The 15,394-nt window shown below is 36.9% G+C and carries 12 protein-coding genes and 3 pseudogenes; 8 read left to right on the top strand and 7 right to left on the bottom strand.

Translation table 11 applies throughout. From position 1 onward, the window contains the following. Positions 1-173: 173 nt before the first annotated feature. Positions 174-1,121: a replication initiation protein RepM gene (repM, locus tag Q9R21_RS13735; RefSeq protein ID WP_026444494.1), complete on the bottom strand. Its 948-nt coding sequence runs from the start codon at positions 1,119-1,121 to the stop codon at positions 174-176. Positions 1,122-1,514: 393 nt separating this feature from the next. Between repM and Q9R21_RS13730 the strand changes: the two genes are divergently transcribed. The 3 genes and pseudogenes from Q9R21_RS13730 to Q9R21_RS13720 all read left to right on the top strand — a co-directional run bounded on the left by Q9R21_RS13730 (position 1,515) and on the right by Q9R21_RS13720 (position 3,016). Further along, positions 1,515-2,153 (top strand): AAA family ATPase, encoded by a 639-nt coding sequence (locus Q9R21_RS13730; RefSeq protein WP_004897614.1) that lies wholly within the window; start codon positions 1,515-1,517, stop codon positions 2,151-2,153. A 2-nt stretch (positions 2,154-2,155) separates the two neighbouring features. Next, positions 2,156-2,455: a hypothetical protein gene (locus Q9R21_RS13725; RefSeq protein ID WP_004897615.1), complete on the top strand. Its 300-nt coding sequence runs from the start codon at positions 2,156-2,158 to the stop codon at positions 2,453-2,455. Positions 2,456-2,688: 233 nt separating this feature from the next. Continuing rightward, positions 2,689-3,016, top strand: a pseudogene (locus Q9R21_RS13720) (IS1 family transposase). A gap of 28 nt (positions 3,017-3,044) precedes the next feature. On the opposite strand, the pseudogene Q9R21_RS13715 reads toward Q9R21_RS13720, so the two are convergent. From Q9R21_RS13715 to Q9R21_RS13705, 3 genes and pseudogenes are all read right to left on the bottom strand, one after another. Beyond that, a pseudogene (locus Q9R21_RS13715) lies at positions 3,045-3,339 on the bottom strand (transposase); the annotation flags it as partial. Positions 3,340-4,333: 994 nt separating this feature from the next. Further along, positions 4,334-4,549: an AzlD domain-containing protein gene (locus tag Q9R21_RS13710; RefSeq protein WP_247144359.1), complete on the bottom strand. Its 216-nt coding sequence runs from the start codon at positions 4,547-4,549 to the stop codon at positions 4,334-4,336. Between the two features lie 89 nt (positions 4,550-4,638). Beyond that, positions 4,639-5,349: an AzlC family ABC transporter permease gene (locus Q9R21_RS13705; RefSeq protein WP_004897621.1), complete on the bottom strand. Its 711-nt coding sequence runs from the start codon at positions 5,347-5,349 to the stop codon at positions 4,639-4,641. A gap of 136 nt (positions 5,350-5,485) precedes the next feature. Here Q9R21_RS13705 and Q9R21_RS13700 point away from each other — a divergent pair, with 136 nt between their 5' ends. Beyond that, positions 5,486-6,346 carry a LysR family transcriptional regulator gene (locus tag Q9R21_RS13700; protein WP_004897622.1) on the top strand — a complete coding sequence of 287 codons (861 nt, stop codon included), beginning with the start codon at positions 5,486-5,488 and terminating at the stop codon, positions 6,344-6,346. Positions 6,347-6,527: 181 nt separating this feature from the next. Here Q9R21_RS13700 and Q9R21_RS13695 read toward each other — a convergent pair. Beyond that, positions 6,528-6,647: pseudogene (locus Q9R21_RS13695) on the bottom strand (transposase); the annotation flags it as partial. 874 nt (positions 6,648-7,521) lie between these two features. Between Q9R21_RS13695 and mobC the strand changes: the two are divergent. Together mobC and Q9R21_RS13685 are read left to right on the top strand one after the other, a co-directional pair. After that, positions 7,522-8,025 carry a plasmid mobilization relaxosome protein MobC gene (mobC, locus tag Q9R21_RS13690; protein ID WP_311204698.1) on the top strand — a complete coding sequence of 168 codons (504 nt, stop codon included), beginning with the start codon at positions 7,522-7,524 and terminating at the stop codon, positions 8,023-8,025. A 3-nt stretch (positions 8,026-8,028) separates the two neighbouring features. After that, positions 8,029-10,380 carry a relaxase/mobilization nuclease domain-containing protein gene (locus tag Q9R21_RS13685; RefSeq protein ID WP_004897627.1) on the top strand — a complete coding sequence of 784 codons (2,352 nt, stop codon included), beginning with the start codon at positions 8,029-8,031 and terminating at the stop codon, positions 10,378-10,380. 1,088 nt (positions 10,381-11,468) lie between these two features. Here the strand turns inward: Q9R21_RS13685 and Q9R21_RS13680 are convergent. Both Q9R21_RS13680 and Q9R21_RS13675 read right to left on the bottom strand, forming a co-directional pair. After that, positions 11,469-12,767, bottom strand: coding sequence for a type II toxin-antitoxin system HipA family toxin (locus Q9R21_RS13680; RefSeq protein WP_005220185.1), 1,299 nt, complete (start codon positions 12,765-12,767; stop codon positions 11,469-11,471). Next, positions 12,761-13,117, bottom strand: a complete 357-nt coding sequence (locus Q9R21_RS13675) for a helix-turn-helix transcriptional regulator (protein ID WP_005220186.1) — start codon at positions 13,115-13,117, stop codon at positions 12,761-12,763. The genes Q9R21_RS13680 and Q9R21_RS13675 overlap by 7 nt, the downstream gene beginning before the upstream one ends. 351 nt (positions 13,118-13,468) lie before the next feature. Here Q9R21_RS13675 and Q9R21_RS13670 point away from each other — a divergent pair, with 351 nt between their 5' ends. Beyond that, entirely contained in the window at positions 13,469-14,026 is a 558-nt protein-coding gene (locus Q9R21_RS13670) for a LexA family transcriptional regulator (protein ID WP_004897630.1), read from the top strand. Then, positions 14,023-15,321: a DNA polymerase V subunit UmuC gene (locus tag Q9R21_RS13665; RefSeq protein ID WP_004897632.1), complete on the top strand. Its 1,299-nt coding sequence runs from the start codon at positions 14,023-14,025 to the stop codon at positions 15,319-15,321. Before Q9R21_RS13670 ends, Q9R21_RS13665 begins: the two co-directional genes overlap by 4 nt. Positions 15,322-15,394 lie beyond the last annotated feature (73 nt).

The following is a 15,394-nucleotide window of genomic DNA, read 5'->3' as shown; positions in this document are numbered from 1 at the left end:
TTTTATAATCTTATATTCCTTATAGATCAGCTGATAACTGTTTATGTAATAACCTTGCAATTAAAACACACACTTCTCAATAAAGACCAAATTATAGAACTAGGGTTACCAGGGCAGACTAAATTTTTCCTATAGGTTAGTCGTGTTCAAAATAAGAATTTCTATTATTCAGGTTATGATAACTTTTCCGATTTATATTTTTCTTTATAGCCCACTTTTAACAAATCCGGATAATACTTTTTTACCTTTTCAGGGTCGAGAAGTTCAAGTGAAATCCTTTCTTTAAACGCTTCGATCTCTTCGCCTACATTGGCATATTTCCCCCCGAATTCGGGATATTTGATAAGGTCACACAATTTTTGAGCGAAAAATATAGATTGTTTTGGTGTCAACTGATATGTCGGTTCCAGTATCTTATCACTAACAATTAAGGAAGCTTTTTGATTAAAAGAAAATTCGATATGTGTAATTGTTCTTCCTTCTTTTTTTTGCTCATAACTTACGTCGATATCAGTAAGTTTATTAATTTGATCTATGGCAACCGTCAATACACGCTTTTTGAAATCTCCCATGGTTTTATATTCATTTTCAAGTAGACCTAACTTATCACGCAATTCAACCATACTAATATATAGCTTGCCTTTGCTACGCCATCTAATCAAAAGTTCATACAGCCGTATAGCGTATACACTAGATAATTGAGAAATTTGCTTTAATTCATAACGAGTAAACTTTTCTTCAAGTTTTACAAAAAGCTGTAAAATATCAGGAGCAAAAATTAGTTGAGCGCATGCGGCTTCTTTAACATAGCCAACTTTTGATACCCAACGGCTTTTGTAGACCGCTGGCCTACCTGTAACAGGATCTATGGCCTTATAGGTGAGTCTACGTTCAAACAAGTTATCACACGCTCCCTGAAGAGCCTCATAGGCCGCTTGACGACCCAAATTAAAGTGCTTCATGTATTCAGACGCATGGATTGTTAGCAATGTATCCGATGTAAGCTCTTTTTCAATTTCCCTAGCTGCAATAATTGCAACTAAAATTAAGCGTTGTTCAGACAGAGTCAATGCATAAGATGCTTCAATCAAGTTATTGTCTTTATAAATCAGATTTGCCATATTGTGATTAAAGAAATAAGTTCCATTAATAGACATTAACACTTAATGTCTATTAATGGAAGATATATTTATGCCAAGAAAACGTCCATTTATATCAAGAAAACGTCCATTTAAATAAAGGAAAATGTCCACTTATTGTCAGGAAAACGTCCATTTAAATAAAGGAAAATGTCCACTTATTGTCAGGAAAATGTCCATATAAATCCTCTGAAAACTATACCGTATAAGGCATTCAAAGGTCCTATAAATATAAATTTAAAGATATATATAAAATTAAAAAAGAACATTACTTGTGGATAACTTTATTTTTTAACTTTATTTTTCACAATAGTTGATTCAGGAGATTGAAACTTGTACATTATTTTTAACAAAATTACGTAACTTACATAACTTATGATTATCTTGGTAGGTGGTGAAAAAGGCGGAGCTGGTAAAAGCTGCCTCGCCCAAAACTTAGCAGTTTATTTACAAAAAAAGAATAGAGATGTTCTGCTTCTAGATGCAGATCCTCAAGGTACAACGACTGACTGGATTAAAGAACGTGATGAAAATGAGGATTTAAAAAATATTCCATCTGTACAAGCTTCAGGCAATATTCGTCAAGTTTTAAAAGATTTATCAAAAAGATATGAAGATATTATCATTGATGCTGGTGGACAAGATTCGGAAGCATTGCGTTCTGCTATGACTATAGCAACACATATGCTATTGCCTTTTAGGCCTAAACGTAGAGATCTAAAAACTTTGGATCATATGGAACAAGTATTAAAACTGGCACGAGCAGTGAATCCAGATTTGAATGCAAGAGCAATCATTACACAATGCCCAACATTACCGTCACAAGTACAACGAATTTTAGATGCTAAAGAAGCCTGTGTATCGTTTGGAATAAAAGCCTTAGACCAAATCACGACAAATCGAAATGTTTATGATGATGCAGATGAAAATGGCTTATCTGTTTTTGAAGTAACAAGTGATCCTAAGGCAAAAGCAGAAATTGAAGGGATAGCTCAAGAGTTTTTAGGAGTATAATTATGGCAGGTCTTAGTGGTTTAAAAAAGAAAAATGACGAGCTTTCAGATCAGGATAAACTGGTTGAAAATTTCATATCTGGAGCTGATAAAAGAGTTAAGGATCTAGAAGTTTCACAAAAGAAATTCGTTCGTTGTACCTTTTCTTTAAACCAAGAATTAAGTGAATTAATTGATGAGCTGATTATCAAAAGTAATAATGCTCGTGTTAACAGATCTAGTATTGTAAGAATAGCTTTAGAGTCACTGGCAGAGCAGAATTTAGAAGATTTTAAGCAGTTAGTTGATAATAGTTTTAAATAAAATTGAGAATGGGTTATTTAATTTATAAAATTAAATAACCTAACTTCATAACTTCATAACTTCATAACTTCATAACTTCATAACTTCATAACTTCATAACTTCATAACTTCATAACTTCATAACTTCATAACTTCATAACTTCATAACTTCATAACTTCATAACTTCATAAAAAATTAGGTGGTGTTTTAAAAAGTATGCTGAAAAAAATATGGCTTTTGATAGAATAGAGGTATGAAAATAACGCTACAAATTAAATGTCCTACCTGTCTAAGTAATAATATAAAGAGAAATGGCATCAAAGTAGATGGGAAACAAAACCATCAGTGCAAAGATTGCAAACATCAGTTTATTGGTGATCATGGATTAAGCTATCAAGGGTGCAACTCAGGTATTACGAACCTTAAGTGAATCGACCTATCAGATTCGTCCTAAACAAAGTCACTACGAATGTCTTGAAGTCGATGAGCTTAGGAGAAGCTGTAATTTTTCGAAAAAGTTAGATAATCACTTTAAGGCTTTCGATTTAACCTTCTTCTACATCAATAATGGCTGCATTTAATCCCAGTATAATTTTTGAAACACCACCTGAAATCAATCATTATTTGTGTGGGTGGTCGAGCTCCGCTTGGGCAAAAAAAGCTTCTGCTTTACGAAGAATTTCATTCGCCCGTTGCAGTTCTTTATTCTAGTTTTCAAGTTGTTTGATACGTTGCTGATCTAAATGCATTTGATGCCTGGCACGAAGTTTTTCAGGAGTACAGCCAATCTTGCGAGAAATTGTTGTGATTGCAATTCAAGTCGAGGGATATAGTCTTTTTCGGGTTTGACAAGTAAGCGAACTGCTCTTTCTTTGATTTCAGGGGTATATTTGGGTTTTGTCATCGGAACCTTCTCTCAAGAAAAGTTGTCTCCAACAAACCCGGTACGGTTCAGTAAAAGAGCTGTCCAAATCACATTGCAGCCCATTAACATAGCTAATTTCATTTTTTATGTAACTGGAATACAAAGGCCCTTGTTTTAACAAGGGCCTTTGTATTAAATTTATTGGCGTTACAGTTAAATGATATTACCAGTATCTTTTAACGAAAGATCTGTAGAGCGGAAACTCGTACAGATAATCACCAGAGGCTTGTAACTGCCAGTTCCTCATATTTTAAGGAAATTATTCTTTTGTACAACCGTTTATATGTAAATTTTTTTGTACACAGTCTAATTTTTTGAGAAATTGCTTTGGTTTCAATGCCTCAGATATAAAAAATTTCGTTAAATGTGCTTCGTCATACAATTTAAACCCATCGGTTCGTTCACTACGTCTGTACAAAAGATTAAGTTTGTAAGTGCAACTGTTTATATGTTGGCTTGATCTTCTTCGTGGCTTTGATGTGCAGGTGGATAAGTGACGGCAGGCATCAAAGGCTAAAGATTTTATAATCGCTTTCCTATCTGAAGAATTGCACTGGGGAAAGGGCGCAGGGAATACGTTGGTCGATTGTTTAAGTGGCATGTTGGGTAGTTCCCTCGCCGAGATAACAAGCCAATGAGAGAGAAAGGCGTGTGCGGGTGGATAGTTAGATCCAAAATACTCTCTTGCGACTCAGACTAAACGCAATCTGAGCGTGTCGATTGAAAGCGAAAGGCGGCTCCATACCGTGAAGAGCGACAACGGCAATATTCAAATACCTGTGTCAATTTTTATTGGCGAAGGTAGGGTGAATATTGCCGAAATCTGCTCAGGACTCTCCACCCATGATTCGCGATGCTCATCACGGGTGGAGAGTCCTGAGCAGATTTCGAGCATTAATAATCCTGTTGATAAATCATAAAAGCCCAACGCTTGTGTGTTTGGCTTTATCAAATCAATTGCAGGAGCTTATCCCTAAAACTGTCGTATAACAGCCGCAGTGATAATACCAGTCCCTATAGCAACTAGAGGTTTTTTGAAAATCACCGCTGTTATAGCTGTCGCTAATAATGCACATCGAGCACCAAGATCCCCCTCAATTGCAATTGGAGCCAATATAGCGACCAATACAGAAGCTGACATTGCGCTAATAAAACGTTGTATTCGGTCATTGATTGGGATAAAGGACATGATGAAAACACCACCCTAACGGGTGGCCAATGTTACAAGTGCCATAATGAAAATAATAAGTCCTACCGACTGTGTACTTATCTCTAAATTCATGCCTGTTTGTCCTTTAATAGCATACCAACAACGCCACCTACTAAAGCTCCAACAACAACATGAGAGTTTTCAGGTAAGTACCAATAAGCAAGTAATGAACTTATAGCTGCTGCTATCCATATACAGATAATTCTTAAATTTTTCTGCCCCCCAACAACCATTGACAGCAGAAAACAAGCCATAACCATATCTAGACCAAAATGGGTTGGGTTTTGAATAACACTACCAAAATATAAACCCAAACAAGTCCCTATTACCCAGAATAGCCATAGAGCAATTCCGCCACCAAATAAAATTCCAAGCCCTTGTTTTTGATTTTGAAATGCTTGTTGAGCGAATGCCCAATTCGCATCAGAAATGACTAATAGAATGCTATATCGTTTGAGTGGCGATAGATTCTTTAGCCAAGGGTATAAAGATGCACCCATTAAAATATGTCGTGCATTAATGAAGAAAATAGTCACTAGCAGAGGAATTAAAGACACACTTTGTCCCCATAATTCCAATGTGGCAAATTGAGCAGCGCCCGCAAATACAAAGGTACTCATCGAAATGATAGATAAAGGATCTAATCCAGTCTGAATGGCAGCTAATCCAAATGCAGCACCAAAAATTGCCACAAAAATAGAAATAGGAAGCAGACTTTTGAATCCTTTCCAGATAAGGTCATTATTCAATTTGCTAAGTTCTTGGTCTATGTTTGACACAACAGATCCTTGATATGAAAACCTTTTAAAAATAAAGGTGAGAGAGGAATTAAATTTTATAATCTATTTGAATTTATAAAAGCGAATAATTCAGTAGTATAGTATTCGTTTATCAAATATTAAAAGGTAGCGGTGAGTGCGTGATCTTCAAATTGATTGGCTAAAATGTTTCTTAGCTGTGGTTGATAAAGGCTCACTTTCAAGTGCTGCACCTGATTTAAACCGCTCTCAATCGGCTGTAAGTATGCAACTTAAAAAATTAGAAGAGGCCTTGCAATGTGAATTGGTTAAAAGATCAAGTAGACAGCTTCAACTGACATCACAAGGGGAGTTGCTTTTAGGTTATGCGAGAAGAATGATGGCTTTGCATAATGAAATACACAACGCCTTTCAGAATACAGAATTAAGTGGGCGCATAAGATTAGGTGTTCCTGATGACTACGCATCAACTTACTTAACACCAGTGTTAAAGAAGTTTTCTACATTACATCACAAAGTTGAAATTGAACTACATTGCGAGCAATCCACATCCCTTATTCCTCGTATTGAATCTGGTGATCTAGATTTAGCTTTAATCTCTAGAGAGCATTCACGCCAAGGAACTTTATTGTTTTATGAACCTCTTGTCTGGGTAGGTTCACCTCAGTTTGAAACTTGGAAAACAAGTCCTCTGAAAATTGCAGTATATGAAGATACAAGTTTAGCCAAACGTAATGCTATTCAGTCTTTAGCCCTCCAGGGGAAAACGTATCGGGTTGTATATAATAGTTCTAGTCTAGCAGGACAAATTGCTGCTGTTGAAAGTGGCTTAGCAGTCGCTGTATTCACACGTTGTAGTGTGCCACCCCATTTGAAAATTCTAGGTGCTGAACATGGGCTAGGACCACTAAAACCAATGCAAGTAGCAGTTTATCGAAGTCAAAAATCTCTAGAGTTTGAAGCTGTAAGCTATTTGCAGGACTTATTAATATCAACATTGAGAGAATCAATTGTATAAATAAAATGAGAAATTATCTTTATCCTACATTTAACTTGTCAGAAATTATTTAAGTGTCCAAGTAGAATAAGAATCAATGTCCAATGTTATGTGCGATTGAATGTTCAATTAAATAAGAATATCCAAACTTTCTGAGTCAAACCATTAATGAAGTATCCATACCGCCATATTTAGCACGCTATTTATAGAATGTAGCATTGCTCATGCCATGTTCACGGCAAAGAGTAGCGACAGGTGTACCAGATTCCGCCTGTTTCAGAATGGACATGATTTGACTGTCAATAAATTTAGATGTTTTCATACAGAATTTCCTGCTTGTATCTTAAGAGAAAATTCTACTTTTAGATCCTTTTATTTTTAGGAGGGGATTACCATCTGAACTCTTTAAAAGCAGCCTATGCAGAAATTTCTTGTTTGAAAAAGGCTGCTGCGTAATAAGTATTAATAAAATTTATGTATTAATTTCATAAGACAGAATAATAAATTTAAAAAATTGTGATGCACTTCACATACTGTCCGTTTCTAACAAAAAACCGTTCGTTTCTAACAAAAACAAAAGTGTTACATCCCCAAATTAAAACGTTACATGTCACGAGTTAAACCTGAAATTTGAAAGATAGATGTGTGTTATTTTTCTTCATTGTTAATTATTAATTAATTGATATTTATCTAAAATATTATTTTATTTAGCAGGGGAAACAAATTCATTGAAAATAAGAATACGATGCTGAAAACGATATAAATTTGATGAATAACTCAAAAATAAATAAAAAAACAAACCTCAACACATTTTTTAAAGAAATCTGCATAATTTCAAGCCAATTTCAAATTTTTTAAGATTTTTTAGATATAAATCTATATCAATGAACATTAATTCGAGATTGAACGCTGATTTACAACTCGTTTCCGCTTGAGAAATAAAGTAACTCTTTCAAAAAAATAGATGATTTCGTTCAAAAAAAATCGAAATTCGACGGATGGGATTTGAATTTTTTAATTCCTTTATGCTTGGGATTCAGGAGGGGAAATTGTTCTTAAAAAGAGCAGTTTATTAAGCAAGCCTACCTGTAGCTACAAAAAAAACTGCTGCGCAGTTTATTTTTGGTACGCAACAGGGCTTGTTAGGGGCGACCCCCTAAGACCCCAAAAAAACACCCTTTAAGCTGAGGCAAGTAATGAAGAAACCTAAACGTGACATTATTAAAAGACTCCGTTTTCTGCCCGCGCAAGCCGTACAACTGGAGTGGTTACTTAAAAAACAAAATGTCATTTTTACTGATTTTGTACATGGTTTGATCAGATATGAGTTTCAAAAAAATATCCATGGCGTTTTAGAACAACAGAAAGAAGAGGAAGGGAGTGTTAATTTCAGAAAACGAAGACGAGGTGAAAAAAGTATTACTCGTCCAGCTCCAGCCATGGATCCACTCTTTCTAAGAGAGGTGGGCAGGATCGGAAATAATGTGAACCAAATAGCCCGCTCACTCAATTTTTTGTGTCTGGCTCAACAAAACCAGATACAACGATTTTCATTTTTAGAATGTGTGGAAATTTTGGAGCTTATTCAGATTGAGCTACATCAATGCCTAGATGCTATCCATCCTTATAAGTTATCAGATCAGGCATATAAGAAACAAAAAGACCGGGCGATTAAAATTGCCACGGATACATCGAGATAATTTATGTTGATCAAATTTTTGAATGTGGGAACAGGAGACCCGGGCAAAGCTGCTTCTTATGTTTTAGGCGAGAAAGATCATCAAGGAAACATGAGGGCAGGGGTGCAGATCTTGCGAGGTGATGCTGTCAGTTTTACTGCTTTGGCACGAAGTGTCCCATTTCAATATTGCTACACCTCAGCCGTGATTGCATGGTCACCCGAAGACCGGGTCACTGATGAACAGCTTCATGAAGTTTTAGATGTATTTGAAGAGCATGCATTTGCAGGTTTGAGCTCAGAACAGTATCACATGACCGCTGTTATGCACCTGGAAGATGACGGTTCGCGGCATCTACATATTCTTGTACCACGCGTTGAACTGACATCCGGCAAGTCTCTAAATATAGCCCCACCCGGCCACCACCATTATTTTGATCCTTTGCGAGACTTTTTTAATTACAAGTATGAATGGGCAAGGCCCGATGATCAAAAGAGATCAAAGGAGGCAAAATTATCAAATCATATCCATTTGCAAAATGCTGCTGCTGTCAAAGCCGGTCTGAAAGATGAGCCCAAAAAGACACGTGTTGAACTGATCAATCAGTTTATTGAACAGCGGATTTTATATGGGGTGATCAACAACCGGCAGGAGTTACTTACTTCATTGTCTGAACTTGGTGAGATCACGAGGGAAGGGCAGACGTACATTTCATTAAAAACAGACCAGGCAACAGATCGCTTAAGAGAGACTTATTATCATGACGGATTTTCATTCTCTGATTACAGAGAAAATCAAACAGGAACAGAAGCAGTTAAAGGACCACCAGGAGGCAATGAAGAATATTCAAACCAGCTCAAAGAATATATTAGCGAACTTAAGTCAGTTAGAAAAAAACGTTTTAAATATAACCAGAAATATTACCCCGCTACTTATAGAGGCAGAGGAGGAGCTGAAACTCAGCCAGCAGAATCACGAGAATTTGAAAACTCAGCTCAAAAAAACGATTCTCGAAGGTCAGCAGCTGGATATGGAGTGGACAGCTTTGCAGTGCATGAACCAGCTGCAGTTCGACGACATCAAAATAGTGATGAGGCAGCAGAAGCAGCAGCACGAAATTTATCAGGCAGACATGATAAAGAGTACAGAGTTAATGAACAGAATACTAAGCAGAATGAAAAGCAATACCGAGACTCTTCAACAGTTATATCTGGAACAGCAACAAGATGGCTTGCAAAAATTGCTGGAAATCAGGACAGCATGCCAGAAAATGCTGTGGTGCATTTTGATATTCGGCGGGTTCAGCACCCTCTCATTTCTAAACCTTTTTATATAAGCTCAGGAGAACAACATGCGAGAAACTCCGCTACACCAACTGAAAACTCAAATGATATGGGCACTGAAGAACGAGATTTCATTACAAGCCCAACACCTTCAAGAATATCAAGCAATAAAGCAGAGCTTGTTGAAAACGCAAGAATTGCAGAAAAATTATCAGCAGAAATTGCTGCAAGAAATAGAGTTATTGCAGCAAGAATTGAACAACAAAAACGAGATGCTGCAAAGCTATCAACAGAAATTATCAAAAGAAATCATATCGACCGAATTAGACAATATTTTAGTCAATTTGGAGCCAGAATTACTCACGGTCTTAAGCAATTATTTGGGCGGTCCCAACCTTCAAAAACTTATACAAGAGGAAATACAGAAAGCAATACAACCGCATATGAGCTCATTCCGACAATTGGACTCAATCGACTGGTCAAACATACAAGACGTCTTTTCTCTACAAAAATCACTCCAGCTCATCTTGGACGACTTCAAGAATATGAACGACAGGCTCAACAAACTCTTGAATTAATAAATCAAAAAATAGAGCGACAAGCGATTAGTATGTTTCTGCTCAAAATGCGGATGCAGAATCCGGACTTGTACTTAAATCTAGCGATAGATGAAGCAAGATCGGCAGAAAAATATTTAACGCGATTGACTGCAGTAAATGCGTCAATTGATGACCCGATTTTATCTGTGAGAATATATGTTCAGCGCGTGAAAAACAGCCTTTTCTATCTTGAAGGAGAGCTATCTAAAATGGACAGGCACGACTTGGATAACATGAAGGGTCTTTGCAAGGTTATAGAACATCAAAGTGAAATGCTAAAAAGTTATAAAGCTATAAAAAGGTATCCCAGGGTACTCATAGATCGTGAAGTTAAAGAGCAAATTTATATATCCATTAATAAGTTAGAGAAACATATCTCTATTCGCGAGAATGAGTTGAAGAGGACTGCTGTTCATCATCATGAATCATTGAAATCAGTATTAGAGGTAAAACAGTCTAAAAAAGATAATGGGTATGATTATGATCCATTTTAATTAATGATATTTATACCTATTTTCAATATCTTAATACCGATTTCTATAAAGGAAGAGCTTATAGAAATCGGTATTAAGGTATTTTAACTTTTTTAATCCGAAAACTTGATGAGTGGAAAAGTATGACCGACAAAGTATTTCGAATTTAAGCATTCAATATCATGAATGAAAAGGTATGAAAGACAATATAAATCAATAATTTATAATAAAATTTGATTATTTTAAATACACCAATCATCCTTTAGAGTGGAAAAAAAGACCGACAAGTATCTGATGAGTGGAAAAGTATGACCGACAACAATCTGTATGAGCATAAAAGTAATATAGATATTTAAAATCAATAACTTATATTTTTTATTGCTGATTTTTCCATATCAAGTTGATTCGAAAGTGAAAAGGTATGACCGATAAAGTATTATAATTTTAAGCATCAATATCATGAGTGGAAAGGTATGACCTACAATATAAATCAATAACTTATAATGAACTATGATTATTTTGCATAAACCAATCATCCTTTAGAATGGAAAAAAAGACCGATAAATATCTCATGGGTAAAAAGATAGGTAGAAGCGTCATTAATAATGAAGGCTTAGAAAATCTCATGTTTAACTCGCGCTAAAATGCAGGATGAGTTAAATAACCACAATAAAAACTGTAATAATGATGCGATTCCTGAAGGAAAATGGCCGAAAACCTACCCTTTCTGATTCTTCGACGGTAATGTCGATTAATGGAGACTTTCAGGCTATTGCTTTATCTTTGGGGCAAACACTTCCTTCTGTACTTCTTGCAGAATTACACGATGATTTGGCATTTGAATTACAGCAAATTACTTTGTACGACGACACAGGATCAGTTCTGCAGTCTCTGAAGAATGCAGGCTATTCTCTGGTCCTCTGTTCAAATACCGCAACACCCTATGGAGAAGTAGTTGCAGATCTTCTGCCTGAGATGTTGATGGTCCACAAACAGTTGGTATGCATGCCCGTCTCATCAATCGTAAGGCTGGACAATGCTTGCAGGACGTATTGCCAGACTTGCTATGAACGCAGGTTTAATCAGGAAAAATAAATAATCTAAGGCCTTTAAAATTTAAGCTTTAAATTCGCTGCTATTTTTTCAATAAGCTCTTCTGGTACAGCAACTGCTTTTGCTAGCATATCCCATTTGGTTGCCACTTCAATAGTATGTTCCAGCACACTTAAAACATACCTAGGCGTGAATTTTCGGTTTAAAGACTGTACCGACAGTATGTCTTCTAAATTAAAATTCTTGCGCTTTCCATTAAGAGACATCCAGTGTAAATCTCCCATAAAAGATCCAGGTGCATAGCTGTATGTCAAATCATAAGCAGGGGCTAGTTGCCATTTACGATCTCGTAATATGAACGAGAAGTTTTTAGCATGGTCATCCAGATTGCGGGTCACAATATTGAATATCATACGCTTCAATATCTGATCAGCCTCTACAGCTGTCATTTTTAACTCATTCAGTAATATAAAAAGTTGCTCATAAGAAAAAGAGCCTGGCGACTTATAGTCAACATGAGCCAAAGCACTCAGTGTTTGTACATGTAATTTTTCATTTCCAATTCTGTCAAATCGCTGAGTCATGAAATGTTGGCTGTTACCTTCATTCAGTAAATAACAAGGCATCATATCAATGCCGCAGAAAATCGCCATTTGATGATAGACATATTCGACCGCACTCAAACCTGAGCCATTGATGGTTTCTCTATCTATATTTCCTTCACGCAGGCTATCAAATTTCACTAGATAATGCTTATAGCCAGGTGGAACATTTGTCTGTCCTGGAAGAACTTTTTTGAAATCTTCATTAAATGCCAGGATAGCTTTTGGTCTTTTACCACCGGCACTGGTAGCCACTCTGACAAGCGGCAAAAATATCTTGCAGTCCATTTCATGCCTATAATCTGCAGACAAGATTTTCTGGGTAGTTGCTACCAGTTCCTCAATGTGTACTGGATCCTGGGTATTCAACTCTCCGCGAGCTTTTGCAGGTAAGAATTCAAGTGCGCCCATGCCACGTTTGCCTATATAGCGTAGCTGATCAATCGGATTGATAGGAAGAGAGTGATCACCTTTCAAAGCTAACCAGGCATTTAAGATACGATTACCGAAATCATCTGGAAGGGAATCAGTCAGCATCCCAGGCAAGCCTTTAAAGGACTCTGGGCTTAAGGTATCAAAGCTATATATATAATTTTCACGTAGCGGCATCATCAATGGAGACAGTTCAATACCGGTTTTTACAAATTCAGGTATATACATAAAGGTACACTGACCGGTTGATGGGTCAACGCTTAATGCTCCTACATCCTGTCCCTGGTAAACTACTTTTAGTGTCTTTAAAATCTTCACCATCCGATATCTTCTTTATCTTTATTCTCTGTCTGAGCCGATGCTGAACCAATATGTGAGCCTGATGCTCTTTTACGTATTCGCCCTTTGAGTTTGAATAGCTGGATAGGTGATACCTGTTGTGGTGGTAGCAGATGATCGAGTTGCTCAGTATGTTCCAAGGCTATCAGGAGAGCCATCAAATCTTGCACACTTCCCCGACCCAGTTCCAGATTTTTGACTGAATAACGGCTAATCCCTGCAGATAAGCCGACCTCTTGCTGAGTAAGATTCAAGTTCAACCGCGCCTGTTTTAATCGGCTCCCCAGTTCTTTTCCCATGGCATCAGGTGTTTTTAAGCTACTGAATTTCATTGTGTCATCATCTTGTAGAGCTTTAAAAGTATTAATCAGCTCATAGTTTTAGCTGTTTAAGTATTTATTTCATTATGATTAAAAATTTAAGCATAAACCAATTTTTTAACGAGCAATGCTTAAAAAATTAATCATTATCAAAAGAAATATATTTTCTAGATTATCTATTTCTCAAAAAATAATTTTTGCTTAAATAACTAGATCTATCTAAACCATTGGTCAGAAAGTTAAAAAAATGGCGTCATTTTAAGACGCCCAATTGATTTTAAAAGGATTATTTTATTTGTATGAAATTTCCCATATCTCTACAATCTTGATTAATGTAACAAAAATCAAAAAGGTAAGCAGAATATGGCAAATTCTCATGGGGGTTTTCGTGCCGGTGCAGGCAGGAAGAAATCTGAAGAGACTAAAGTGATTCGTGTGCCAGAATCACAGGTTCTTGATATCAGAGCATACTTAAAGTCATTAAAAAAAGGAAATGAAATTAGTGATATCCGCCAGTTTGATCCTGTCACAAAAATGGAAATACCTCTTGTAATTGAGCGGGTTCAAGCCGGATTTCCCTCACCAGCTCAGGATTATATTGATAAAAAACTAGATCTGAATGAATTCCTGATTAACAATGCCAATGCCACTTTTATTGTTCGTGCGAATTCTCTTTCCATGCTAAATGCAGGAATTGACATTAATGATGCCCTGATCGTAGATCGCAGTATTGAAGCCCAGCACAGAGATATTGTGATTGCCTGTATCGATAATGAATTTACCGTGAAACGGCTCATCGTTGACTTAAAAGGCTGCTGGCTAAAAGCAGAAAATGATGAGTATCCAGATATCCACCCCGAAGAAGGACAACAGTTCGAGATCTGGGGAGTAGTCACTAATGTAATCAAGAAATTCAGATGAGCTATACGAAAGAAATATATGCGCTCATCGACGTAAATAACTGTTATGTCAGTTGTGAGCGGCTTTTCAATCCTAAACTGAAAGATGTAGCGGTTATTGTGCTTTCCAATAATGATGGCTGTGTAGTCGCTCGCTCTCAGGAAGCTAAAGACCTGGGTATTAAAATGGGCGTCCCCTTATTCCAGATCCGCGATACTGTAGAGCGACACAATATTCAGGTACTTTCCAGTAATTATGCTTTATATGCAGAAATGTCACATCGGTTTCATTCCATTCTGGCTGAATATGTGGCACCTGGTGAGCAGGAAGTCTATTCGATTGATGAGTGCTTTCTAAAGGTCACAGCCTATGCTCATAACTATAACCTGGTCGAATATGCCCAGCATATGAGGCAAAGAATTTTACAATGGATCGGCTTGCCAGTATGTGTGGGTATTGGCCGGAGTAAAACAGAAGCCAAGCTGGCCAATCATATGGCAAAGAAGGCGAAACGGTTTAATGGCGTTTGTGATCTTGTATCTATGGATCCGTGTCACAGAGATTACTTTTCAAGTCTGATCGACGTTTCGGAAGTCTGGGGAGTCGGCCGAAAGCACAGTAAAAAACTGAATAGCCTAAGCATCAATACAGTTCTTGATTTGACCCGGTCTAATCCACATCAAATGAGGAAACTATTTTCTGTTGTAATGCAAAAGACTGTAATGGAGCTACAGGGAATTTCCTGTATAGAGCTGGAATCATCTCCACCTACCAAAAAGCAGATTATCTCTTCTCGATCATTTGGTTCACGGGTAACGGATATTGAAGCTTTATCGGAAGCGATGAGTGATTACCTGCAGAATGCAGTTAAACGGTTAAGAGAAGATAGATCCTTATGTGGCTGTATGATTGCATTTGCCCAGTCTAATCCGTTCGATCAACATCGGCCTTTCTACAATAAATCGGTCAGTATCGGCTTTCCGGAACCTACGGACTCTGCCATTGTAATGAACAGGGTCTTGATGAAGCGTATGCATGAATTATTCAAGGAGGGGATAGAGTTTAAAAAATGTGGCGTGATTCTGACTGCGATTGAATCGAAACAGAGCTATATCTATGACCTGCTCTCGGATAGCTCAAAGATTGAGAAAAATGAAAAATTGCAGAAGGCGATTGAGGAAGTAAAAGTCAAATTTGGGGATAAGAAAATAGCAATTGGACCATGCAAGATGCACAGCCGTGCATGGGCAATGTCCAGAAAGAATTTGACTCAAAACTATTTTAGCTGGGATGGGATGCTGACTATCAATAAGTAGTTTTAAAAGCTATGAATAAAAAGTACACTGAATATACGGCTCATAATATGAGCTGATTAACCCTATTATTCGG

This window comes from Acinetobacter sp. RG5, from assembly GCF_031844265.1.
Lineage (GTDB): Bacteria > Pseudomonadota > Gammaproteobacteria > Pseudomonadales > Moraxellaceae > Acinetobacter.
The sequence above is the reverse complement of the archived record's forward strand: the minus strand, read 5'-3'. Positions and strand labels throughout refer to the sequence as shown.